The organism is Bacteroidota bacterium (assembly GCA_013696965.1).
GTDB lineage: Bacteria > Bacteroidota > Bacteroidia > JACCXN01 > JACCXN01 > JACCXN01.
The window spans coordinates 1-24622 of record JACCXN010000025.1 but is presented as its reverse complement, the minus strand read 5'-3'; the positions used below and the strand labels follow the sequence as shown (position 1 = coordinate 24622).

Genomic DNA, 24622 nt, shown 5'->3' with positions numbered 1-24622 from the left:
TTTTTCAATTTCTGTAATTTTTATTTAAATTCTCTAAAACTATGGGAGTAATATCTGCGGCTTTTTCACCATACATTATATTTCCTGAGGAATTTGTTCCTAAAATAATTAGGTAATCATTTTCTTTCCCGTATTGTTCAATGTAACTGTTCACTTTATTCAATACTCGTTGGGTCATTATTTGATCTTCCTCCTCCGCTTTTTCTGCAACTATTTTTGAATATTCCAAATATGCTTGTTGTAAATAATTTAGTCCTTTTAATTTCTCTATCCTTTCATTCTTTGAGTATGTCAATGAATCTTTTGAATAAATAACAATTTCTCTTTGCAAAATTCTTTTTAAAGAATCAATGTTATTTTGCCATTCAGCAGCTTTTTTTTGATATTCCTCACTTGCCTCTTTCATTCCATCAAAACCATTTACTAATTCTGCAGTCCGAACATATGCAACTTTGGGTGCAGTTAATTTCACCCATATACCTAAAGAAATACTGCATAATGCAATTGCAAGAATTATATAATCTTTAATTTTCATCATTGTACAATAAATTGACCTTTAAAAATTTTAGCACCGCCCACTACGCCATGAGTAAGCTGAATTTTATAAACTCCTGGAGAAGGAACCTCTGATATTTTTCCATCCCAAACACCTAATGGGTTTAACACCGCATTTCCTGAAAGATGGACAATAGATGTATTATCTTGACTAAAAATTTCAAGTTCAAGATTTAAATCATTCACTACTCCAGAAACAACTACCTTATCCCCAATACTAGTATTTAGTAATATAGGATCTGAAACTCCATTATTAAATTTAATCAGAATAGGAGAATCGCAATTTATTTCTGTGCTTTGGGGAGCGTTGTTAAATAATATAGTGGTTCCATTTACAATGGAAAATAATTCAGGAGAAAGGGGATAATTTAAATCTAACAGGGAGTCACTATCAACAACATGAACATTGCTAATTGCTCCATAACTATTAACTTCCCAGCATATTCTTACTCGAGTATTATCAATGTCATCCAAATAAACTTGACAATAAGTACCTGCCAAAGGTAAGCCGGTTACTACTCCTCCACCAGAACCATCAGCATTCCCACTAGTATTTAAAGGGGTTTCATCATTACAAGGGGCCGATGTAGGACATGGGCCAGTTACATTACTATTTGTACCATCCTGATTTCCATATCCAGCACCTGTATTTATTACAAAGCCAGCTTTGTTCAATGTGAATATGGGATGAGCATAATCATTCCATGCCTTTATTGCTACAAAATCCATGTTTGGATAGGCATTTGCAGCAATTAAACTATTATATCTATTTTGTTCTAAGGGAAAAATAAATGCATGATTTCCAAGGTAATCATTTGTGCTTTTCCAATAAGGTACAACAGGAGAATTAAAAATTACAGATTGCACAGGAGTCTCACTCCAATGAGCAATACTTTGAAACTGATCATCGTTGTTTTGAAAATAATAAAATCCAATGTCACTTGTTTCCGATGGAATAGTATTATTTAACCAATAATAAAATTTATCATTTATGGTATGAACATCCTGGTACTTAACTAAAATTGGGTGAGTGGAATTTGAATCGGCTGGATTTAAGGGTAAATCAGGACTATTATTGATCATTCTAACACTAAAAATTAATGGGTTAGACGTAGAATGTGCAACAACAACCGGGCGATATCTTGCATTTTGCAAACTTGAGCCGACAGGAAATAGATAAGGCTGAGTATTGTTTATAGCCCTTGATAATTTCCCTTCAAAAAAATCACTGCTTACAAAACCAGATGTGCGTAGGATTGAGCCATTTGAATTATTTTTAATAAATAAAGTATATGATCTTGTTGCCATTTCCAGATGCTGGAGATTTAATTCCTTATTAACATCAACATCAATATACATAGATTTGATACCAGTTCCACTAAGAGTAAGATTATTGAACTGAGTTACTGATGTACCTCCAATTTTTTGATTATTTCCATATAATTCAGTTTTACCAACAATCGGAATAAATAAATCTCCCGCATTGTTTCTCCAATCTTTGGTTAGTTTAATCAGACCTAAATTCATAAATATTCCATTTTTATTATTATCAAAGGATCTATTTTCAGCGGCCCTTTCATTTAATAGATGTCCAACAATATTTAATGTTGTAGTATCAAATGGTGAAGCAAGACTGGAATCGGAAAATATATTTACATAAATACCATAGTTATTAAATGATATTCCAGTTGTTGGTTCTGCTGTATATTCATAGAAAGGTTGAGAAATAACAACAATATCTTGAATAACCGATGCTGAACAACCATTCATTTCAACTGTATAAGTAACTGAGTGAGTTCCCGTTCCAGCCTCATTAGTGTAAAAAATATTATTTATTACACTTGTGCCTGAATAAGTTCCACCTATAGGATAACCTCCAAAAAGTTCAAAGGAAGAATCTGTAACATTTATACTATTGTATGGAAGAAGTGTCACTTTTGGTGCTACAGTGATTTGAATAACATTAGCAGCTACATTATTACAGGCTGGAGAACTAACATTTCTTCGATAATTAGTTGTTTCAGTTAAATTTGAAGGAGTGTAATTTACAGAATTTGCTCCTTGTAAATCTGTCCATACTAAACTATCTGTTGAATATTGCCACTGGTAATTAAAAGGACCAGTACCTGAAGCAGGGGAAATATCACTTAGTATACTTGGAGTTGAATCATTGCAAATTATTTGATTACTTCCTATAATTCCAGGATGTGTTATTATAATGTACACTTGGTTGCTTGTTTCAATGGGACAATTCCCTGATTCAACCTGTCTTCTGAAATATGTAGGTATAGTTAAGCTTCCTGGGTAATAAATATCAGCGGTAGCGCCTGAGATAATTGACCAATTGATATTATCTAAGGAAGATTCCCATTGATAAGTGTAGAAACTAGGACCTCCGCTAGCTACAGGATTACTTATTAAAGCTCCTGCAGCTGAATTATAGCAAACTTCCGAATCATCGGAAATTATAGTTCCTGAAGTTAATTGAGTAGCAGTATTAATTATAACATAAGCTCCAAATACAGTATCACAACTGTTAAAAACCTTCCTCCTATAATATGTTTTAACAGTTATGGCCGATGGTAAATATGAGCTGGAATTGGTTCCAGGAATGTCGGTCCATACAATTCCACTATCTGAATATTGCCATTCATAAGTATAAGGGCCAAATCCACCTGAAGGCAAAACCAAACTGATAATTGAATCAGGAATGGAATTGTAACAAATAGTTTGATTGTATCCAATGGTGCCAGGTGCGAGTTTATCATAAACAGTTATTAAAACCGGAGATGTTGGTAAAAATCCGCATCCAGGAGAATACACAACTCTCCTAAAATATTTTGATGAATCTAAAATACCTGGAAAATATGAGGATGAAAATGCTCCTGCTATTGGATACCAATTTTGATTATCCCTGGAATTTTCCCAATGGTAATAGTATTCACCCGTTCCCTCTGTGGGTGATGTTAAACTTATTAAAGTATCCGCTTTCGAAAAATAACAGATTGTCTGATTATTACCAATTGAACCAGGAGTTAAAGGATTTGTATTCACTGTTACGGTGACTAAACCAGAATTTAATTCACATCCATTGCCCATTACTCCTGTAACTGTATAAGTAGTTGTTTGATAGGGAGATGCATGTACAATGTTTCCAATTGTTGTATTTAAACCAAGTGCAGGTGTCCAATAAAAATTTATATTATCATAAAAGATATCTTCAACAGGCAGGTCAACATCTTCATTACTTACCCAAAATGTTCCGTTGTTTAATGTTCCATTTACAGCTGAAACCTTGTTAAAAATCACAGTATCTGAACCTTCATTTAAATCCCAGTAAGCAATTAATCCTGCTGTTTTTAATGTGTCAGAAAATGCAATTTTATTTATTTGACTGGAATCTAAAACTGAATTGTAAATTCTTATGTCATCTAGATATCCTTTAAAGTAATTGCCACTTCTGTCTCTGGCAAAATAAATATCACTATTTTCATTAGGCATATTTCCTAGAGCTCCAGTAAAATTTGTTTGAATTATAGTGTCTATATATAATTTTCCGAAATCACCAACTCCTTCTTTTACAATGGAAATAAGGTGCCATGCGCTGTCTTGCAATGGCACTGATAAAGAATAGGTTCTTGTTAAACCCCCGACACTCCAATATAATTCGCTGGATGAATTTATTCCAAATGAAAACCCTCCGCTAATTGTTGTACTATCAGCATCAAATAAAGCTGCCGGTGATAATCCAAAAGCATCAACACCAATCCAAAAAGAAACAGTATATTCATTCGTATTTTTAAGGGTTTGAGTATAACCGTCAAGTATTTGAATATAATCATCATTCCCATCAAATTTAAGCGCATGGTGCTCATTTAGCAATCCAACAGATAGTTGGGTAGTATCCCCTGGACAAATAATAACATCAGGTGAAACTTCAACATTAAATACAGAAATATTAATCACACTAACTACCACGGAATCTATTCCCTGGCATCCATTTTCATCAAAACCAATTACAGTATAAGTGGTTGTAGATTTTGGATTTGCAATGGGATTAGAGATTTTGGGGTTACTTAAACCTGCATTTGGACTCCAGTCGTATGTAGTAGCACCAGTTGCATTCAATTGAACACTGTCTCCGGGACAAATGCTTTGATCTGGACCGGCATAAACAGTTGGAAGGGATAGAACTGTGACTACTACTGTATCGACTTTTTGACATCCATTGGTCGTACCTGTTACAATATAATTGGTTGTAGAAGTCGGACTGGCAACCGGGTTAGAAATATTAGAATTACTTAAACCTGTAGTCGGGGACCAGGAGTATGTATTAGAACCAGTTGCATTTAATTGAACACTGTCTCCAAGACATATACTTTGATCGGAACCAGCATTTAAATTTGGAGAGGGTAATACTGTGACAACTACTGTATCAATTTTTTGACATCCATTGGTAATACCTGTTACAATATAATTGGTGGTAGAAGTCGGGCTGGCAACTGGGTTTGAAATGTTAGGATTACTTAAACCTGTAGTCGGGGCCCAGGAGTATGTGGTTGCCCCTGTAGCTGCTAATTGGACATTACTACCGGCGCACATACTTTGGTCGGAACCTGCATTTGTTGTAGGAAGAGGAATGACAGTGACGTGCACTGTATCATTCCTTTGACATCCATTGGTAATACCTGTAACAATATAAGTGGTGGTTGAAGTCGGACTGGCAATTGGGTTGGAAATATTAGGATTACTTAAACCCGTTGTGGGACTCCATAAGTAGGTTGTCGCACCAGAAGCTTCTAATAGCACACTGTCACCTTCACATATTGCTCGATCTCGCCCCCCATCAACATTTGGAAGGGATAATACTATGACAACTACTGTATCGATTTTTTGACATCCATTGGTAATACCTGTTACAATATAATTAGTGGTTGAAGTCGGACTGGCCACTGGGTTAGAAATATTAGGATTACTTAAACCTGTAGTTGGGGTCCAGGAGTAGGTGGTTGCCCCAGTAGCTGCTAATTGAACATTACTACCGGCACACATGCTTTGATCGGAACCAGCATTTACAACAGGAAAAGGAAAAACAGTAACTAAAACTGTATCAACAGTTTGGCAAAAATTTAAATCTGATGCTGTTACTAAGTAACTGGTAGTAGAACTAGGACTAGCTTTTGGATTGGATATATTGGGATTACTTAAACCTGCAGTGGGACTCCACGAATATGTTTCCGCTCCACTTGCGATTAATTGAGTGCTGTCTCCAACACATACAAATTTATCCACTCCTCCATTTACTCCGCCTAAAGTATAGATAATAATAAGTTTTGGACGTAAGTTTACAGAATCATGATCGCTTGAAGCATAATACCTATCATTATAATATTGTTCATTTTGAAGTCTCATTAATAAACTATTGCGAGGAGACAAACCAGAGTGAATTTCTCCCAAATAGGATGTCAAATTAAGTGTATCAATTTGGGTAGATGATGTAGTTGAAGAAAGACTGATTTGACCTGTTGTAGTAACACTTGGCTGACTATTCCAGGTAACCGTACTTTCAGTAAAATTATATGCCCTTTGAAAATAAACTGAATTATTACCACTTAATGGATCATGCCCAATTCCATAAAGAATTAGTTTTGCATCGGTGATTGTAGCATTACAAGGGACGGAAGAAACATCAAAACTAATTAAACTTCTGTAATACACCGCTGTTCCTCCTCTTCCGGTTGAAGCATTTGCTCTAATTGATTTTCCGTTACTATGCGTATTGTCGCTATAATTGTTATTGGGAGAAGAAGAAAGAATCGTAGCATCTAAATCAGGATAAAGGGTGACTGTTGTTTGAGCGGAAAGAGTTCCAAACAAAGCAATAGTTAAGAAATTAACTATATTAAAAATAAAGAATTTGTTTTTCATTACTGTGTTTATTGCGTCCAGGAATTCCACATAAGGGGTTGAGACATTGCACCAGAAATATATTCAAGTTTTGTTTCATAATAATAATTACCAGCACTAAATTGGCCTAAATTAAGTTTAACAGTATTTGCATTTCTATAATAACTCTGGCTTCCAGGAAAACCAGCATTAATATCAAATAGAAAAGCATAATTAAACATATTTGATGCTCCATTATAAGTTCCAACTTTCACATGTATTCTAGAAACATTAATAGTATCCTGTAAGATAAGTATACATTCCATATTATAGATAGTATCAAAATTATTTACTTCTATATCATTCGGTGTCATTTGAATTTCAAAAGAAAAATCAGGAATACCTTGAGCTTGCACAGCAGATGCTAAAAAATGTGCGATAACAAATGCAAGAATTTTAATTTTCATATTTTCGCTATTGATTTATTATTGAATGTCCTTTCAGAAATTTTTTCAAGAGGTCAAAACTAGGCTAAGTCAACATGAAAAAAAAGACCCAAAATTATTCAGTCAGGGACACAGATTCTCTGAAACCATTTACAATAGTGCATTCCAGAGATTTAAAAAAATGATTTTTAAACCGTTTTGGATACTTTTCGAATTAAACAGAAATAAAAATTGCTAATCTTGAATTATCTATTTATAAAAATAAAAAGTCAAAAACTCCTATACCATCAGTAATTACTGTGCATTATAGTAATAAGCTACTAAAACATTAGAATAAAATATATTATCCTCTTTCTATTCCATTTTCCACTTATATCAACACTTTGCCGACTTCCATGTCCCCTTTTTAATAAATTTGGGTTCATGATTTTTTGTAGAATTAATCTAAATTAGCCGCTATATTAATTAAGATTTAACCCAATTTTATAACTCTTACGGCTTTGAAGGATGCACAACTGTTTTTTGTTTATTCTTTTACTGGGGAATTACTTCATGGGAAAACCTTGATTTAATTCTATTCAAATGAAAAAGAAATTACTTTTAACAAAGCTCCCAGCATTTACCTTAACTGAATTATTGGTAGTGTTAGTAATAATAGGCATACTGGTTTTACTCGCATTACCTAACCTGATGCCTCTAATATCTAAAGCAAAAAGTACGGAGGCCCAATTACAGTTGGAGCATATTCATACTTTACAAAAAAGCCACTTTTACCTTCATTCTAAATATAGCAGCAATTTCGATGAAATTGGTTTTGAACATGTCAAACTTGTAACTCAAGATGGAACAGGCAACTATCAGATAGAAGTTGTGGAAGCAGGCACCACAACTTTTAAAGTAAGGGCTACCGCTGTAATAGATTTTGATGGTGATGGAACATTTAATGTATGGGAAGTAGATCAAGACAAAAACCTGAAGGAGGTTACAAAGGATTAGTGTTTATTTTTTTCATGGTGTTTGACAAAGGAATATCAACTTGTATAATATGGAAATTACAAAGATCAAAATTACAAAGACTCTTAAATACGAATGAGTTTATTTTATGACATTATGAGTATAAGTTTGCTAAGTATAATAGCTTTTCAGGATTTTAAATACAAAGCTGTTTCATGGATGGTGTTCCCTGCTCTGTTTTTGCTTTTCGTATTAGCTGCGCTTGAACAAAATACCATTGGATTTATAGCAGAACATTTTTTATTAAATATGGTTTTTGTGCTATTTCAACTCTTGATGGTTACAGTTTACTTTTCAATTAAAAGCCGTAAGATAATTAATATAGAGAGGAATTATCTTGGATCTGGAGACATCTTGTTTTTTATAGTTTTAGCTGTTTCCTTTTCATTTTTAAATTTTGTTTTTGTTTACATTCTAAGCCTCATTGCCGTTGTAGCAGCCTATTTATTTTACCGGTTGTTTAAAAAAAATACAGCAGAACAAATACCTCTTGCAGGAGGAATGGCAGTACTGCTCGCGTTTTTTTATGTCTTGAAAATTATTAATATGCCATTTAATTTTCACGATGATTCCTTTGCATTGGAGCTTTCTTCCAGACTTATACTATAAACATGGTGGAAGAATCAACTTATTTCTCGCTCAATACTGACTTACAGCAGGTAATAACTATTGAGCAAGCATGGTATTACTCCATTATACCGAAGACTTTTGATAGCAATTCTATAACTTTATATGCAGATGCATCAAAAATAAAGCAGGGAATTAAGGATGAACTTGAGATTTTGTTTGGAAAAACAATAGAACTTGTAGAAGCATCACCAGAAATTATTCAAAAAACACTAGTAAAGTATTACCGGAAAAACAATACTCGTAATCAAGGAGTAAAAGCAGCGGACACCAATAAAGCAGATGATTTTCTGAATCATTTAATTGCAGAAGCAAAACAATTGGGAAGCAGTGATATACACATAGAAGCATTTGAAGAAAGGTGTCGCGTAAGAATACGGATCGATGGACAGTTAATTGAACGCTATACTATAGGAAAATTAGATTATCCTGCATTAATTAATAAAATAAAAATAAAAGCACATCTGGATATTGCAGAAAAACGACTTCCACAGGATGGACGTATTTTTTTTGAAAGCGATGGAAGTAAATTTGATATCAGGGTATCCGTACTGCCAACCCTGCATGGAGAAAAAATAGTTTTAAGACTTTTAAATAAAGATTCAACAGATATTGATATCAATCAACTTGGCTTTTCAAAAAATGAACTGGAGAATTATTTTGAAGGGATCAAAAAACCTCATGGAATTGTACTTATTAGTGGACCCACTGGTTCAGGAAAAACAACAACGCTTTATGCAACACTAAAAATTTTAAATAAAGAAAAAACCAATGTATTGACAATTGAGGATCCGATAGAATACACATTGGAAGGGATTAACCAGGTTCAATTAAAGGAAAGTATTGGCTTAACCTTTTCTAGTGCATTAAGAACATTTTTGCGTCAGGATCCAGATGTAATCATGGTAGGGGAGATAAGAGATGGGGATACTGCACAAATCGCGATTCGTGCTGCCTTAACCGGCCATATGGTATTATCTACCATACATACAAATTCTGCTTGGGGAACAGTTTCCAGGCTCATTGATATGGGAGTTCCTCCATACCTGCTTGCAAGTACTTTAAACACTTCTGTAGCCCAACGCCTAATAAGATTGTTATGTAATGATTGTAAGAAAAAAGAACAGTTTACTGAAAAATTATTCCCATTGCATTTTAAACCAAAGAAATTAATAAGTGAGCATCATATGGCTGTTGGATGTGAGTCATGTTACTACACAGGCTACAAAGGCAGAAGGGCAATTTATGAAGTTATTCCAATCGATTATGAATTTGCCGAAAGTATAAAGAATAGCATTTTCTCAATTGGTTCCCTTTTATTAGAAAAGAAAATTAAAACCCTTACGGATAATGCTTTTGAAATGCTTGAAAATGGAGAAACATCCGTAGAGGAAGTATATCCTATATTATTAAACAATTATTAACTGACTTTTGAAAACAATAATTAAATTATTACTTGGAATTTTTATCTTTTTTATTTCCATTAATTCATTAACAGCCCAAAAACAGGAGCGGTTATCAGCAATAGAAATTAAGCTAATGGAATTGGCAAAATCAAATCCTGGTTTAATTGAAAAAGTAGATCTTTCTGTTACCAATGTTTCCTTACAGGAATTCATCCGTGGATTGGGAGTCTCTAACAACTTAAACATAAGCATTGATCCAGGACTAAAATTAAGTATTACCAATAATTTTTCGAATGTCACTGTAATGGATATAATCTTGTTTTTAGTAGAAAAGTATGACTTAGAAATAAATTTTATTGGATCAATTATGTCCTTTTCCCAGTACTCTATTCCCCTTCCTGAACCTGTAATTTACGTACCAAAAAGACTTGCAATAACCTATAATTCGGCTAGTGACATATTGGGACTTGATTTAAAGGATGACAGCCTATATTTGGTGACTAAAGAAATTACAAGGTTATCACAAAAAAATGTAGTACATGCTCCTTATTTAGGTCAAAAAGTGGTAAATGGTTTTATTCAGAATATTTCCTTCGAAAATTCTCTTGAAAAGTTTGCATTTGCAAATGATTTAAAAATTACTAAAACAGAAGATAATTCCTATCTTATAGAAAAAAAAGATGCTGAAACAAATGTTCCTGTTGGCAAATCAGAAAAAAACAATAAAAAAGGAAACTATCAGTCAATAAACACTGGAGGGGCCGATTTTAATATTAAAGTTGATAACAATTTATTAACTGTAGATGCAGTAAATATTCCTATTTTAGATATTATTAGTGGAGTGTCATTTGAAACAGGAAAGAATTACTTTCTATTTTCAGAACCAAAAGGCAATGCAACTTTAAAAATTAAGAATGTTAGTTATGATCAGTTTTTAAGCTATCTTTTAAATGGAACTGATTTCACCTTTAGAAAGGAGGGGGAAATTTACCTTATGGGTGACAGAAATTTAGAGGGGCTACGCGCAACAAAAGTTGTACAATTGCAAAACAGGACCATCGATAAAGTAATTGATTTTATTCCAGTCGATTTAAAGAAGGGAGTAGAAATTAAAACGTTTCCAGATCTAAACAGTTTTATATTAAGCGGGTCTCTGCCAAGAATTGTAGAAATAGAAACATTTATACGAGATATAGACCGGGTTGTACCAGTAATAATGATAGAAGTAATACTTGTAGATTTTAAAAAAAACCGAACAGTATCAACAGGTATAAATGCAGGTTTAAAAGATGCACCTGTAACAAGTGGAGGAAAAATTTCTCCTGGTATTGATTTTACTTTTAGTGCCTCTTCCATAAATAATTTAATTTCGATTTTTAACGGTTTTGGTGTTTTTAATTTAGGGAAAGTAACCCCTAATTTCTATCTTAGTATTAAAGCACTGGAGGAACAAGGCATATTAAATACTCGTTCAACTCCAAAGCTTGCAACATTAAATGGCAATGAAGCTAAAATGAGCATTGGGAAAACAGAATATTATCTGGAGATTTCAAATAATGTTATTGGCTCCCAAAATCCTCAAAACATAATTTCTCAGCAATATAAATCCGTGAATGCAGACCTTTCTTTAACAATAAAACCCATTGTTTCAGGTGATGATCAAATTACATTAGATATAAGAGTCCAACAATCTGATTTTACGGCCAGGATTAACCCTAATGCCCCTCCGGGAACAGTAAAAAGAGATTTTCAATCCTTAATTAGGGTTAAAAATGAAGAAATGATCATCCTGGGAGGACTGGAAGAAGAATCTACCAGTGATACAGGTTCTGGATTGCCTTTGCTTTCTAGAATACCTGTGCTTAAGTGGATTTTTAGTTCCCGGATTAACAGCAAAAGTAAAAGCAAATTGAACATTTTTATTAAACCAACCATTATCTATTAAATGTTTAAACAAATAAAATACAGTTCTATCTTAAAAAGCAAAAACATTGCAGGTGTGGAAGCAGTGTTTTTGCCTGAAGGAGGATTGCATTTTAATGTGACAATTTTAAAAAAATCAAAATCAGGCCTTAATGTTCATGCGGCTCTTACACAGATTATAGGTATTGAAGAATTGATAAAAGTAGTGGACATGAATTTTCCTATTCATATTGTAATAAGTGGAAAAGGAATCATTCATAAAAAAGTTGTTTTAAAAGATGGAGAGGATGAGAATAAACTTTTAGATAAGATATTGCCAAATGCTAAAATTAATGACTTTTATGTTCAGAGAACAGAGCTATCGGGAGATACAGTATTTGCATCAATTGCTAGAAAAAACACAATTGACGGGCTGTTGGATGCTTTTATAAATAAAGGATACTATTTTTCTGGAATTTCATTTGGGCCCTTTTGCATAAATGGAATAATTCCTCTTTTGAACCTTTCAAAGGATCATTTACTTCTTGGGAACTACAAACTAATGATTTTTAATGAATGGATAGAAGATTTCCAGGAAAACAGTGAACAATTTTCATCAAAAAAAATTTCAATAGCTGGAGAAGAATTAAACCAACAAGCAATCCTTGCTTTTGCCTCAGCTTTTCAATACTTCTTTTCTTTTCAAGGAAAAACATCCTTTATGGTTCCACTTGTAAAAGAAAGTAGAGAAGAATTGGTACAGAAAAAACTTTTTCAATTTACAGGGATATCTGCTTTGGTAGTTTTTCTAACCATTTTATTTTTCAATTTTTTTCTGTTCAATTATTATGGCGACCAGGTTCAACAAATGAATGCAGCTTTTTCAGGTAAAAAGGAACAATTGGAAATTGTAAATGAACTGAATACAAAAGTGAAAGAAAAACAAGACTTTCTTGAAAAAACAGGCTTGAAAGGAAGTTCTAAAACTTCCTTTTATGCAGATCGTATTGCTTTTGATTTACCTGAAACAATTCAACTTACCCATTTGTACTTACATCCTTCTGAAAAAAAAATAAAAAAAGATGATCCTTTTGTTTTCCTCAAGAATACAATTGTTGTAAAGGGAAACTGTAAAAAAAGCACTGAATTGAACGAATGGATCAGAACCATAAAGCAAATGAAATGGGTAAATGATGTTTCTGTAATAAACTATAAACAGGAAAATTACAAAGAACCCGGGGAGTTTGAAATAATAATAACTATTTCCTGACAAATGTTGAAACAACTCACATATAAGAAAAAGAACCTGGTTCTAATTTCAGGTATAGCCCTTTTCGCACTTATAGTTTATTTTTTGGCCATAGGGAAAACAGTTGACTTATATTTTCAGTGCAATGAATTAAAAGAACAATTGGAATTTTCAAATAATGCCTCAGAACAATTGAATCTCTTGCAAAAACAAATGAATGAAATAGATGGTGTTTTTGAAAGCAATTCTGAACTAAACAAAAACTACCAACAGGGCCTTCTGGAAAACATCAGTAACTATTGTAATCAGACAAGTGTTATTTTGCGCGAGTTTCCTACACAAATCATATTAAATGAGCGGGATTTTTCAGTGGAAACCAATCTGGTTGTTGTGGAGGGAAGCTTTACTAATTTATTGAAGTTGGTTTACATGCTGGAACAAAAGAATAAAACAGGAAAAGTATCATCCTTGTTATTCAATTCGAAAAAAGATTATAAGACAAAACAATTGACTTTAACCGCTAGTATTTATATCCAAAATATCAAGAAAAAATAAGGGGAACCCTAACTAATAAAATAGAATGAATTGCCAAATAATTAAAAGAAGTAAATGATTGTGAACCCTAATTATAATTTAATAATAAACGCATTAATAAAATGAATTCAAAAAATCTATATTTCACAGCTTTCTTAATAAGCCTCCTTACCTATTCCTGTGGAGATATCTTTGAAAAAAATCTTGCAAAGGAACCAGTTTCATTGTTGGCTCCAACTAATAATTATCAAACTACAACTTTTACCCAATCTTTTTGGTGGGAAGAAATTAAGGGAGCAAGCAATTATCATCTGCAAATTGTTTCACCAGCTTTTTCAAACATAAATCAAATAATATTGGATACTACTATAACTGATAATTTATACACCTATACTTTAAATCCAGGAAGCTATCAATGGAGGGTTAAGGCCATAAATGGTTCAAGCAATACTGCATACACTACATACACATTAACAATAGATACAACTTCTGATTTAACAAACCAGATAATTGCACTGCAGGAACCTATAAATAACCTTTATACAAACATCCTAAATCAAACACTTAAATGGCAAAGTTTATCCATTGCAACTTCCTATACTATCCAAGTTGCAATTACTAATTTTTTATTTTCTTCAAATATAATTTTTGACACTACAATTACCACAAACTCAATTAATTTTAGTTTTCCCCAGGATTATATTTATCAATGGAGAGTTAAGGCAGTGAATGCTACTGGATCTTCTAATTTTTCAAATCCCTATAATTTAGAAGTTGATGTTACGATTCCCAATACTCCACTTTTATTAAAACCTGAAAATCAGGATTCGGTATCAGCACCATTTACTTTATACTGGCATAGGGGAAATTCAACAGGAAGTCCAATTTCTGACAGCCTTTTCGTTTATTCTGATTCCCTAATTACACTTATAAATTCGATAAAAACTTCAAACACAAGTTATCCTATTGACTCACTTACCACAGGTCCCTATTTTTGGAGAGTCCGTTCACAAGATGCTGCAGGAAACATAAGTCCATATAGCATTACAAAAAAATTCATTGTTCAATAATTTATACTAAATTGAAAAATAAAAAAATGACTTATTTGCTTTTAGTACTTGTATCTATTATTTGGGGAATAATATTTTACCGGTTAGTATTTGTTTCAAGTTCTGAACCAGTACTTTCTGTTAATGAACATATCCTCCCATTAAAGCAAACAAGCAATTCTGTACCTGATTCATTCAGCATTTTTGCCAACTACCGTGACCCATTTTTAAACAAGGTTGTTTATGCACAAGTGGGAAATAAGATCAAAGTTCCACCAACAGCCACTCCTGTTATTAAAACTGAAAAAGTAATCATACAATTGAAATGGCCTACTTTAACTTATGGCGGTATCATCAAAAATCAAAAGTCAGGAAAACAATTTGCAATGGTTAATATTAATGGCCAGGAAAATATCATGAAAGTAGGAGATACAGTTTCAGGTATTCAACTATTAAAAGTGAATATGGAATCCATTGAAGTATCTTTCGAAAAAGAGAAAAGGGTAGTGAGCAAGTAGGAAAGTATGAAGATTGCCTAAACTTAGGAAATTTAAGTGTTGCAATATTTTTAATAATTGTTAATAGTATGATTTTTAAGCATAAAATAAGAAATATTTATTTGAAAATTAATTTATATCATGAGTAAAAAAGCCCTTTTATCCCTTTTTGCAATTCTTTTTTCATTGTTTGCAATTGCTCAAAAGGATCCTTCAAAACGTAAAAAATATGAAATGACGGTTAATTCAACCCATGCAATTGTAAAAATTGAATTGCCAACAAAGCAAAAAGTAGTTATACCTGAAACAGGATTAGTATACTACTGGTACAAATCAAATAAAATAATAAATACAGAAGGAGGAGTTGATGGAAAGCCACTACACGGAAAATATACTTCCTTTTATTTCAGCAATAATTTAATGGAGAAGGGCAAATTTAACAAAGGCTTAAAAAATGGAGAATGGAGGGCCTGGACTGAAAACGGAAAATTAAAGGAGACAATTAATTGGAACAATGGATTTAAAAACGGTAAAAATATTACTTATAACCTAAATAGGGATCTTTTAGATGAAGGAAATACCAATTACTTTTTGGAGAAAGGAAAATTTAAAAATGGATTGAAAAGTGGGGAGTGGAAATTCTGGTATGAAAACGGGAAATTAAAGGAGATTATTCATTTTAAAAAAGGATTCAAACATGGGTCCTATATTTCTTATAATTCCATAAATGAATTGGTATTAGAAGAAAATTTTAAAAATGGGAAGCACCATGGATCAGTTAAAAATTATGAGAAAGGTGAACTTTTAAATGAAAAAAAATTTAAAAATGGAAAAGAAGTAATGCCAAAAGAAATAAAAGAAAAGGAAAAAAAGAACACGAGTGATTTAAAGGGTAAAACTGGGAATACAAAAGGTAAAGAGGATAAAAAGAAATCCAGATTGAAGGAACAGTTTAAAAAAATAAGCTTCAAAAAATCTGAAAACAAATCATCAAAAAAAATTGTAAAGCCTGAAAAGAAATCAAATGATAAGATTGTTAACCCTGAAAAGAAATCAAATGATAAAATTGAAAAGCCTAAGAAAAAGGAGAATCAGATTTCACAACAAAAACAAGAAATAATCAAAGCTAAAAAGCCAGAAGATAACAAGCAAAAGCAGGATATGCCAAAAGCTAAGAAAAAATAATAGGCCCATATGTTAAAAGCAAGTGCTCTTTTTTATGCAATTGTAGTTGCCCTGATTATGGCTTTAATTAGTAGTTCATTGATTTTGTTTTCATACTACAACAGATTGCAGTTTCAAACCTTACAATTGCAGGAACAGGCTATTCTCAATGCTTCATCAGGCATTAATTTAGTATTGGCCAACAGTTCATTTCTTGATTTAAATGAACACAAAATAATTGATTTGTATGGGAATGGAACGGATTCAGTATTTCTTTTAAGAAAGCAATGGGGGGCTTTTGAAATTGTTGTTTCGAAAGCATTTTTCAAGGAATTTGAAATCACAAAATCGGCCCAGGTAGGAGCCAATATTACTGAAGATCCCAAGGTAGCATTGTACCTTGCAGACCAAGACAAGCCATTATCTCTTTGTGGCTTAACGATAATAAAAGGGACATGTTACTTACCCAAGTCAGGTGTAAAAAGGGCCTATATAGAAGGGCAGAATTTCACAGGCGATCGTTTAATAAACGGGGAAGTAAAAGAAAGTGCCAAGTCAATACCAGATGCCAATAAAGAACTGCTTTTGGCTAATTTGGGTTACTTTTCAAATAAATATGAAGAAAATGACAGTATACTTATTATGGAAGATCATGAAGTCAAAGATTCTATAATTCATTCCTTCACACACAAAACAATGCTTTTATACAGCAATGGTAAAATTAACCTTTCAAAGAAATATTACAGTGGTAACTTAAGGATTGTTTCTGCCCATTCAGTTTATATAGCTTCAGATGCTCAACTCAAGGATATTTTGATTTATGCTCCAAGTGTAGAAATTGAAGAGGGGTTCTCCGGAAACATACAAGTATTTGCCACTGATTCCATTCTTATTGGTAAAAAATGCTCACTTAATTATCCCTCAGTAATAGCATTAATTAGAACTGACAAATCCCCTGAAAACATTGGGCTGAGAATTGGGGAAGAAACATTATTATCAGGAGTTTTACTTGGATATCAGGAAAACATCAACCACAAAAAGCAATTAACCCTTACAATTGATAAAAATGTTATTGTTCATGGCCAGGTTTATGCAAAGGGATATGTGGATTTGAAAGGCAAAATATACGGCAGTCTTACCTGTACCAAATTTATACTCAGTACTCCTTCATCTGTATATGAAAACCATCTTTTGAATGCTACAATTGATCATACTGGATTATCACAACATTTTGCAGGGGTAAGTCTAATTAACCATTCACAAAGCAAACAAATTGTAAAATGGCTTTACTAACAAAAAAAATTAAAGCAAGTACCTTAATTGAAGTGATTGTAGCATTGATAATTGTGATGATCACCTTTGGAATTGCAATGGTTATTTTTATCAATGTAACTCATTCTGATAATCAGGTACAAAAACTAAAAGCCAGTTTGATTCTAAATGAATCTGCCCTCAAAACAAGCAAAGAAAACTCGTACATAGATGAAAAAACTGAAGTGGATGGTTTATTCATAAACAAAACAATAAATCCGTATGAGAATATTCCTGGATTAAATTTAGTATTGTTTGAAGCTTTTGATGTAAACGGAAAAATAATTGCTGAAAGACGGGAACTCATATTATTAAAATGATAAAAAAAGTAAAAGCATTCACAATTATTGAATTGGTAGTGGTAATGATACTTACTTCAATTGTTGTAGGTATTGTTTATTCTTCATACAGTATTGTTGGGAACCAATTCTATATGTATAAAAAAACAGGTATACAAAATTCACAGGTAGCCTTATTAAAAATGCTGTTAAATAAAGATTTCACAACATCGCAAACCATTAAAAAAGGAAATAACGAGCTCTTCTTTTATCAAGAAAACAATTTAATCCTGTATGGATTTGGCGAAAACTTTATTACAAGAAACAGCAATGCTGTTAAAGATACTTTTGCCATTAGCCCGATTAATATAGATACAAGGTTTCTAAACCAAGTAATTTTAAATAACAACGACATTGTTGATGAACTCTATTTTGAAGCAGAAATTTTTAAACAACAACAGGTTTTTCAATTTAAAAAGCAATATGCTGCAGATGTTTTAATTGAAAACGAATCAGAACAAAAATAAATGGCAACTATTAACTTAAGTAAATATCCTCTTAACAAGAAAAACAACGTTGAGAAAAAGAAGATTGATGAAACTTCTATTTTTGATTTTTTAAATAAAGATATTTCAATTTTCGGATCACAGCTCAATGATAAGAAGAAGGAACGGTTTTATTCTGAATTAAATATTTTATTCACTGCCGGAGTGGACATTAAAACTACGCTGGAACTAATAGAAGAGGAACAGGTAAAAAAAGTTGAAAAAGAATTATACAGAAAAATCAGAGAATCGGTTATTAATGGAGTCAGCTTGTCAGAAGCCATTAAACTAACAGGGAAATTTTCAACCTATGAATATTACAGTATAATGATAGGTGAAGAGAGCGGGAGATTAACTACGGTACTAGATGAACTTGCTGTTTTTTTTTCCAAAAAGATAAAACAGAAAAGGCTTGTTCTTAATGCACTGTCCTACCCTACTATTGTTCTTTTGGTAGCATTTGGAGCAATATTTTTCATGCTGAAATTCATAGTTCCAATGTTTGCTGATGTATTCCTTCGTTTTGGAGGAGACCTTCCCTATATTACAAAACTTATAATTAAAATTTCAAAAGCCTTTTCACTATATGCCTGGTACTTCATTTTTTGTGTTTTGGGAATCAGCATATTTTTTTTCCTGCAAAAACAGAAGGATTGGTTTAGAAGATTAAGTGCTGATTTCATTATGAAAACGCCCATTTTTGGAAATATAATTCAAAAAATATATTTAGCACGTTTCTGCCATTCAATGAATTTGTTGATTAGTGCTAAAACACCCTTGTTGCAGGCCATACAATTGGTAAAAAAGATGGTAGGTTTTTACCCTATTGAATATTCATTAGGAATAGTAGAAAGCAATGTACTTAAAGGAGAACCCTTATCATTGAGTTTATCCCGTTACCCTGTATACAATAAACGACTGATCGCATTGATAAAGGTTGCTGAAGAAGTTAATCAGTTAGATCTTGTGTTCGGGAAACTTGCAAAGCAATATACAGATGAAGTAGAGCATCAAACAAGCCTTATTGGAAGTTTGATAGAACCAATAATGATTATCTTCCTGGGATTATTGGTTACAATTATCCTGGTAGCAATGTACTTGCCACTGTTTCAATTAAGCACTTCATTTGGATAAAATTTAGGATCTAAGCATATTTCAAAAAGCATCTAATTAACTACTTCAGATATAATTAAAACAGTTAATTAAGCTCTTGAATACGGGCAGATTCTACTTTTAAAAGTAGGGAAGTCATTATCTCCTCCACAGGAATTAGTTCAGAACCGAAAGGTTGCCAGGGAGAGGCCTTCAAGCTATCCATTAAATTATTTAGCTTAATATCATTAGAATGCACATTGTAATTTTTTTTACAAATATGTTGCATTATTTTAAAAATAATCAAATTACGGCAACTATAACCTTTATTAAGGATGGAATTTCTTTTTACCTGCTTTTTTAAACAATCAAAATCTCTAATTACTTCATCTTCTTTTCCCTGGAACAAATTAATAAATAGTTTAAGAATCCGGCAGTTATACTCCTGTCCCGTCACATCTTTCAAAGTTTCTTTTCGCAAATAAAGCTTGTCATTTACTTCTTTGTACTCACATCTAATGAAATTTAAGTTAGCCTTGTAAATGCTTAATTTTTCCTTTTCTAATAAGTTATATGCAGAAGTGTTTTTAAATTTTAAAAGAAGTACTTCCTCTGCTTGCTCATAATGTTTTAAATAAATATTAGTTAAAAATTCATATTCCTTGAATTTTATTTGAAATATGCTGCCGCTTTCAAGATGTATTTGTGATTTATTCAGTAAAATCAAAGCCTGATCATAGTTTTTAAGGTGTACTTCTGATTTAATTAAGTAGGAAGTTATTGTCAATAATTTCTCTTTTGATTTTACAGTATGTTTTTCTGAAATAAATTGAAGTAACTCAATGCTTTTTTCTTTGACAGTTAAATAATCTTCATTTATTAGATTCAAAATTAATTCATAAAAACACAAGTAATATTTAATATTATCAGATTTAATTATTTTCAAATTTTCTTTTAATGTTTGTATATTATTAACGACCTCTTCCTTATGTTTTGTTGGATTTTGAAAAGGACAATTAAAAATTGTGAATTTTATATAATTCTCTTTTGCCTTGTTTACAGCATCTCTACAACCTTCATAAAAAGCAATTTGCTCTTTTATTTTATTGAATGTTCCCTCACCTTCATTGGAATTTATTAAATTCATTTTAATTACGAGATATTCCACTGTTAAATAATAAAATTCATTTTTTGCAGATTGTTGAATTATATCATCAAGCAAGTGTTTCATGAAATTAGGACTTCTCTTTTCTAAAAACGATTGTATTACAATGGCCTTTCTTAAAATAACTACCTTTATTATTTCAGGATCCTTGGGAGTATATTCATCCAATTCCTTTTGAAAATTCACAAAACTATCGTTACACAACATTATTGCTTCTAAAACCTTGTGCTTTGATCTATATACAAGCTTCTTAAATGAATCATAGGATTTAGGAGAGCTTTTTCTATATACAGCTTTACAAACATCCCTTAATTGGGGAAGGATTGCTTGATTGAGCAAAAAATCAAACAACCGCATTTCATTTGTTTCAATATAAGAGCTATTCTTAATAGTGCGATTGATAAGTTCAATCTCAACTGGATTCAAATCTTTAATTAGTTCAAAAAGTTCTTTATGAAGCATGTTGATTGTTTTCTTTTCAATAATTATAATTGATAAAGAAATAGGTATTTAATACGCTTTCTATAGACTATTTAGATGATTTGGGGACATCCTTTTTTCCCATTAATGAACGAAAGAATATATTTTGATCACCTTTTAATCTATCAAATTATGAATATTGAATTTTAAAAAATGAATCCATATTATGAAAAAACACGGTGAAAAATGCAAATACTACTAAGAGTACCATTGGCATAACTGTTGTACATTTTTATAAAAAAATGAAACAATTAATTTACTTTTTTCTGTTGTTTTCTGCATTTAGAGCAAATGCGCAACAAGAACCAGAATTACCAATAAGTCCCAGAAGAAATAATAGAATACATGAAAATAATATTGTAGAAAAATATGCATGGTATAAAATATTTAATCAACATCCAATACAAATAGGATCTGCATACCTATTTTCACAATTAACTCCTTTAGAAGTATTTATCCCAATTCAAAACATTATTCCTTCAGCTTTTGATCTGCTATTATTTACGGTTTATAATTCTCCTTTTGATGATAGAAGAATTAAAATATCTACTCATTATATTCAAGAAAATGGTGTTTTTTCATTTCAATTGTTAGAAATTCTTGCCTTACTTTCGTTTGATACAAATAGATTTGAATTGGCTAAATTTGCTTATCCTTATGTTATTGACAAGGAACACTATTTTCTGGTATTGAATGCTTTTGAATTAGAAAGATATAAAAGTGAATTGATTGAATTTATTTATAGGTATTAATTATATTTAACAATGAATTAATAATTCCATTAATTTCAGTGTGAGAATCGAGGTAATATAATTTGTTTAAAACTGTTTAATTTAAATGGTTGTAAACGAGAATATAGAATTTAGTAAAACTTTTTTTGTATAAATATTTCTACAAACCCTGTTAAATATTACCGGTTTGAAAAGCCTTATGTTCATCAAAAAAAAATGCATTAGAACGAAGTGGATTATCGTTGATAATGGAATTCTCCCAATAATTTTCTTGCCCGTTATTTATCGTTTATCCCCATTAAAATTTCATCCAACAGAATGTGAATCAGGTTTTAATGATTCTGTTTCTGGTACTTTTGTTTCTGAAATCATGGAAAAATTAGACCTTATTTTAATCATCTCCTAATGTACTCAATAATTAAAAAACATAAAACCATAATTAATGATATTAACTTAGGATTCGGATGCCTTTGATGTCTATTTTGTAATTTATTAATTATAAAAATCAGGTAATTTTACGTGTTGCTTTTTTGAAATACTAGATTTAGATTTGACCAAGAAATATTTTTCCACTGCTGAATGGTTATTTAAAAACTAATATTAAAAAATATGTGGTACTGTTATACAAACCGAGTTTTAAAATTTGAATATTGCTCTGGTTTTATCCTCAACTTTATTTGTTTTTTTGGTTTATTAAATTTTTCAACAATAAGTTTTGCATTTCGACCTATAGGACATGTGATTTTGAAAAATGAGGTAGCTGCAAATTTACCTGAAGACAATTTTTTCAAGGGAGCAATGCTTAAGTATCCCCACATTGCAGCATGGGGAGCCGTTGGACCTGATTTAGGATATAACCCAGATTTTAGCCAAACAGGATGGGGGTGGAAAAGGCACATTAAAAATTCTTTTCAATTAGCTGAAATTTCTCATTACAACCAGGTTGGTTCATTTGCATTAAAGTTAATTCAAGAGGCTAAATCAAGTAAAGATGAACGTTTTGCTGCATTTGTAGGGGGCTGGATTACTCATATTGCTGGTGATTTTGGTGCACACAGCATTTTTGTTGAGCCGGAGGCCGGCTTTTATATTTCCAATGAAAGCGGAAGGCATCTTCATGGTGAACTTGAAAAGTATTCAGATGCCTATTTATTTAAAAAATATGCAAAGAAGTATTGCCTTTCAGGTTGGGATGTGAATATAAATTATTTTTGGGAAGAATTCTTTGGCATTCCAGCCATTTATCAAAACAAAACTGAAGCTAAACTCTCAAAAGATAAATTAACTGGGTTGATAGGTGATGTTGAAATAAACTTTAAAAGGATTTATTATCAACATTACGAGACAGACACCACTTTTAGCCTAATTCAACTTGCCAAAACCTATCATAGAGCCTTAGGTGTGAAGGTGCCTAAGTTCATTGGTTTCGATCCTTTTTCAATGGAAGTGACTATGGAAAAAATCAAGTTAAATGAGAGGGGTAACAGGATCGATTCAGCATTTAATGCTTCACTGGAGTTGGCTTATGAATATTTAACAACCAACGATCCTAATGTTTTTAGTAATAAATGGAATCTCGATATTGGGATTGATGGAGGAGCAACGTATGTTGTTAGAATTAAGACTGATAAAGGACACTTTGCACGCTCAAAAAACGATCTTTACATTCAGTTTACTGATAAGAATGGTAAGAAAAGTCCCGTTTCTCTGCTTACTAGTAAAATTTCAAAAATGAAGTTTACTGTTTATCAATCTGACAATTACTATTATCATATCAATATGGGTGGTTCGCATGGAGAACTTAATTGCTGGGATTTAGACAATCTTCAATCTGCACTTATAATATCCAGACCCAAATATTTCTATAGTAATATTTTAAGAATTCATAAAATATCACTTTTTCATAATGGAATCGAAATAGCAAAAAAGGAAAGATCGGTTGATGAATATCTTAGGTTAACAGGCACATTAAACCTTCCGATAAATAAACCACACTAATTTTTACTTTAGCTTTTTGTATTTTTTCATATGCAACTTCAAATTCACTCACTTTTTATTGTGCTTTTTTCTTATACTTCCTTTTCACAAGAAGTTCCTAAAGAAAAAAAATCACATTTAATTCAAGGTTTTAGACTTGATTTTGAGCAAGACTTTCTACTTGAATATATGGGATTTCCTATATTAAATTCGGACAGAAATTACACACAAGGAGCAGGCGTAACATTATTTTTAAAGCCATCACAAAAAATTACTAATTGTTTGTTTTCAAATTTTTCACAAAATGGTTCAAATTTTTTTTATCCAGCAGAATTTTCTTTACAACTTGGTGCTTTTACTCCTAATGAATTAAGAGACCCGAAGCCAATTATTGGCGACAGGCCTTACTCAACTTTAGTAATGCTTGGAATAAAAAACTCCTTAATGATTGAAGCAGAAAAAAAATTAGTACAAAAAGGTTTATATCTCGGAATATTAGGAATTGATGGTCCAGCAAGAGATCTGCAAACCAAAATCCATAAAGGCATGAATGAATTTAATACAAAATCGCCTTTCAATCCAATGGGTGTAATCGGTAAATAGCAATACACAACTTTTGGTAAATAAGAATACACAGAAAATGGAAACAAGAGTGCACAGCTTTTAAACTTCAAAGGGGGTACCCCCTTTGAAGTTTAAAAGGATATTTGTCGG

The 24622-nt window shown here is 31.8% G+C and carries 21 protein-coding genes; 17 read left to right on the top strand and 4 right to left on the bottom strand.

Translation table 11 applies throughout. The annotated features are described in order from the left end of the window. Nucleotides 1-4: 4 nt before the first annotated feature. The 3 genes from H0V01_04450 to H0V01_04440 are packed head-to-tail and all read right to left on the bottom strand — an operon-like array spanning nucleotide 5 to nucleotide 6908. On the bottom strand, nucleotides 5-538 hold the full coding sequence (locus H0V01_04450; protein ID MBA2582622.1) for an OmpH family outer membrane protein: 534 nt from the start codon (nucleotides 536-538) through the stop codon (nucleotides 5-7). After that, entirely contained in the window at nucleotides 535-6483 is a 5949-nt protein-coding gene (locus H0V01_04445) for a LamG domain-containing protein (protein MBA2582621.1), read from the bottom strand. The genes H0V01_04450 and H0V01_04445 overlap by 4 nt, the downstream gene beginning before the upstream one ends. A gap of 8 nt (nucleotides 6484-6491) precedes the next feature. Beyond that, complete coding sequence (locus H0V01_04440) at nucleotides 6492-6908, bottom strand: hypothetical protein (protein ID MBA2582620.1); 417 nt, start codon at nucleotides 6906-6908, stop codon at nucleotides 6492-6494. Between the two features lie 561 nt (nucleotides 6909-7469). On the opposite strand from H0V01_04440, the gene H0V01_04435 reads away from it, so the two are divergent. The 13 genes from H0V01_04435 to H0V01_04375 all read left to right on the top strand — a co-directional run bounded on the left by H0V01_04435 (nucleotide 7470) and on the right by H0V01_04375 (nucleotide 19597). Further along, the gene (locus H0V01_04435; GenBank protein MBA2582619.1) at nucleotides 7470-7883 is read left to right on the top strand and encodes a prepilin-type N-terminal cleavage/methylation domain-containing protein; all 414 of its coding nucleotides are present in this window, start codon (nucleotides 7470-7472) and stop codon (nucleotides 7881-7883) included. Nucleotides 7884-7976: 93 nt separating this feature from the next. Next, entirely contained in the window at nucleotides 7977-8510 is a 534-nt protein-coding gene (locus H0V01_04430) for a hypothetical protein (GenBank protein MBA2582618.1), read from the top strand. A gap of 2 nt (nucleotides 8511-8512) precedes the next feature. Further along, nucleotides 8513-9952: a type II/IV secretion system protein gene (locus tag H0V01_04425; protein ID MBA2582617.1), complete on the top strand. Its 1440-nt coding sequence runs from the start codon at nucleotides 8513-8515 to the stop codon at nucleotides 9950-9952. Nucleotides 9953-9959: 7 nt separating this feature from the next. Further along, nucleotides 9960-11879 carry a general secretion pathway protein GspD gene (locus H0V01_04420; protein MBA2582616.1) on the top strand — a complete coding sequence of 640 codons (1920 nt, stop codon included), beginning with the start codon at nucleotides 9960-9962 and terminating at the stop codon, nucleotides 11877-11879. Then, the gene (locus H0V01_04415; GenBank protein MBA2582615.1) at nucleotides 11880-13106 is read left to right on the top strand and encodes a hypothetical protein; all 1227 of its coding nucleotides are present in this window, start codon (nucleotides 11880-11882) and stop codon (nucleotides 13104-13106) included. It begins immediately after the preceding gene. 3 nt (nucleotides 13107-13109) lie between these two features. Then, entirely contained in the window at nucleotides 13110-13640 is a 531-nt protein-coding gene (locus H0V01_04410) for a hypothetical protein (protein MBA2582614.1), read from the top strand. Nucleotides 13641-13741: 101 nt separating this feature from the next. Further along, nucleotides 13742-14689 (top strand): hypothetical protein, encoded by a 948-nt coding sequence (locus H0V01_04405; protein MBA2582613.1) that lies wholly within the window; start codon nucleotides 13742-13744, stop codon nucleotides 14687-14689. 11 nt (nucleotides 14690-14700) lie between these two features. Next, a complete protein-coding gene (locus H0V01_04400; GenBank protein ID MBA2582612.1) occupies nucleotides 14701-15186 on the top strand; it encodes a hypothetical protein in 486 nt (161 codons plus the stop codon). A gap of 120 nt (nucleotides 15187-15306) precedes the next feature. Next, nucleotides 15307-16350: a hypothetical protein gene (locus H0V01_04395; protein ID MBA2582611.1), complete on the top strand. Its 1044-nt coding sequence runs from the start codon at nucleotides 15307-15309 to the stop codon at nucleotides 16348-16350. Between the two features lie 9 nt (nucleotides 16351-16359). After that, nucleotides 16360-17622 carry a hypothetical protein gene (locus H0V01_04390; protein MBA2582610.1) on the top strand — a complete coding sequence of 421 codons (1263 nt, stop codon included), beginning with the start codon at nucleotides 16360-16362 and terminating at the stop codon, nucleotides 17620-17622. After that, nucleotides 17610-17960 carry a hypothetical protein gene (locus tag H0V01_04385; GenBank protein ID MBA2582609.1) on the top strand — a complete coding sequence of 117 codons (351 nt, stop codon included), beginning with the start codon at nucleotides 17610-17612 and terminating at the stop codon, nucleotides 17958-17960. Before H0V01_04390 ends, H0V01_04385 begins: the two co-directional genes overlap by 13 nt. Continuing rightward, entirely contained in the window at nucleotides 17957-18445 is a 489-nt protein-coding gene (locus H0V01_04380) for a prepilin-type N-terminal cleavage/methylation domain-containing protein (protein ID MBA2582608.1), read from the top strand. The genes H0V01_04385 and H0V01_04380 overlap by 4 nt, the downstream gene beginning before the upstream one ends. Further along, complete coding sequence (locus H0V01_04375; protein ID MBA2582607.1) at nucleotides 18446-19597, top strand: type II secretion system F family protein; 1152 nt, start codon at nucleotides 18446-18448, stop codon at nucleotides 19595-19597. A gap of 64 nt (nucleotides 19598-19661) precedes the next feature. Here the strand turns inward: H0V01_04375 and H0V01_04370 are convergent, their stop codons facing one another. Continuing rightward, on the bottom strand, nucleotides 19662-21182 hold the full coding sequence (locus H0V01_04370; GenBank protein MBA2582606.1) for a hypothetical protein: 1521 nt from the start codon (nucleotides 21180-21182) through the stop codon (nucleotides 19662-19664). Nucleotides 21183-21442: 260 nt separating this feature from the next. Here H0V01_04370 and H0V01_04365 point away from each other — a divergent pair, with 260 nt between their 5' ends. The 4 genes from H0V01_04365 to H0V01_04350 all read left to right on the top strand — a co-directional run bounded on the left by H0V01_04365 (nucleotide 21443) and on the right by H0V01_04350 (nucleotide 24511). Then, nucleotides 21443-21952: a DUF4476 domain-containing protein gene (locus H0V01_04365; protein MBA2582605.1), complete on the top strand. Its 510-nt coding sequence runs from the start codon at nucleotides 21443-21445 to the stop codon at nucleotides 21950-21952. A gap of 178 nt (nucleotides 21953-22130) precedes the next feature. Then, entirely contained in the window at nucleotides 22131-22337 is a 207-nt protein-coding gene (locus H0V01_04360) for a hypothetical protein (GenBank protein MBA2582604.1), read from the top strand. A gap of 338 nt (nucleotides 22338-22675) precedes the next feature. Then, a complete protein-coding gene (locus H0V01_04355; protein MBA2582603.1) occupies nucleotides 22676-23929 on the top strand; it encodes a zinc dependent phospholipase C family protein in 1254 nt (417 codons plus the stop codon). Nucleotides 23930-23959: 30 nt separating this feature from the next. Further along, a complete protein-coding gene (locus H0V01_04350) occupies nucleotides 23960-24511 on the top strand; it encodes a DUF2219 family protein (protein ID MBA2582602.1) in 552 nt (183 codons plus the stop codon). Nucleotides 24512-24622 lie beyond the last annotated feature (111 nt).

Excerpts from the sequence above, each read along its gene's own strand:
- H0V01_04440 (MBA2582620.1), bottom strand. The coding sequence starts at position 6,908 with ATGAAAATTAAAATTCTTGCATTTGTTATCGCACATTTTTTAGCATCT.
- H0V01_04415 (MBA2582615.1), top strand. The coding sequence starts at position 11,880 with ATGTTTAAACAAATAAAATACAGTTCTATCTTAAAAAGCAAAAACATT.
- H0V01_04395 (MBA2582611.1), top strand. The coding sequence starts at position 15,307 with ATGAGTAAAAAAGCCCTTTTATCCCTTTTTGCAATTCTTTTTTCATTG.
- H0V01_04445 (MBA2582621.1), bottom strand. The coding sequence starts at position 6,483 with ATGAAAAACAAATTCTTTATTTTTAATATAGTTAATTTCTTAACTATT.
- H0V01_04385 (MBA2582609.1), top strand. The coding sequence starts at position 17,610 with ATGGCTTTACTAACAAAAAAAATTAAAGCAAGTACCTTAATTGAAGTG.
- H0V01_04425 (MBA2582617.1), top strand. The coding sequence starts at position 8,513 with ATGGTGGAAGAATCAACTTATTTCTCGCTCAATACTGACTTACAGCAG.
- H0V01_04390 (MBA2582610.1), top strand. The coding sequence starts at position 16,360 with ATGTTAAAAGCAAGTGCTCTTTTTTATGCAATTGTAGTTGCCCTGATT.
- H0V01_04365 (MBA2582605.1), top strand. The coding sequence starts at position 21,443 with ATGAAACAATTAATTTACTTTTTTCTGTTGTTTTCTGCATTTAGAGCA.
- H0V01_04410 (MBA2582614.1), top strand. The coding sequence starts at position 13,110 with ATGTTGAAACAACTCACATATAAGAAAAAGAACCTGGTTCTAATTTCA.
- H0V01_04360 (MBA2582604.1), top strand. The coding sequence starts at position 22,131 with ATGTTCATCAAAAAAAAATGCATTAGAACGAAGTGGATTATCGTTGAT.
- H0V01_04435 (MBA2582619.1), top strand. The coding sequence starts at position 7,470 with ATGAAAAAGAAATTACTTTTAACAAAGCTCCCAGCATTTACCTTAACT.
- H0V01_04370 (MBA2582606.1), bottom strand. The coding sequence starts at position 21,182 with ATGCTTCATAAAGAACTTTTTGAACTAATTAAAGATTTGAATCCAGTT.
- H0V01_04350 (MBA2582602.1), top strand. The coding sequence starts at position 23,960 with ATGCAACTTCAAATTCACTCACTTTTTATTGTGCTTTTTTCTTATACT.
- H0V01_04450 (MBA2582622.1), bottom strand. The coding sequence starts at position 538 with ATGATGAAAATTAAAGATTATATAATTCTTGCAATTGCATTATGCAGT.
- H0V01_04430 (MBA2582618.1), top strand. The coding sequence starts at position 7,977 with ATGAGTTTATTTTATGACATTATGAGTATAAGTTTGCTAAGTATAATA.
- H0V01_04380 (MBA2582608.1), top strand. The coding sequence starts at position 17,957 with ATGATAAAAAAAGTAAAAGCATTCACAATTATTGAATTGGTAGTGGTA.
- H0V01_04375 (MBA2582607.1), top strand. The coding sequence starts at position 18,446 with ATGGCAACTATTAACTTAAGTAAATATCCTCTTAACAAGAAAAACAAC.
- H0V01_04405 (MBA2582613.1), top strand. The coding sequence starts at position 13,742 with ATGAATTCAAAAAATCTATATTTCACAGCTTTCTTAATAAGCCTCCTT.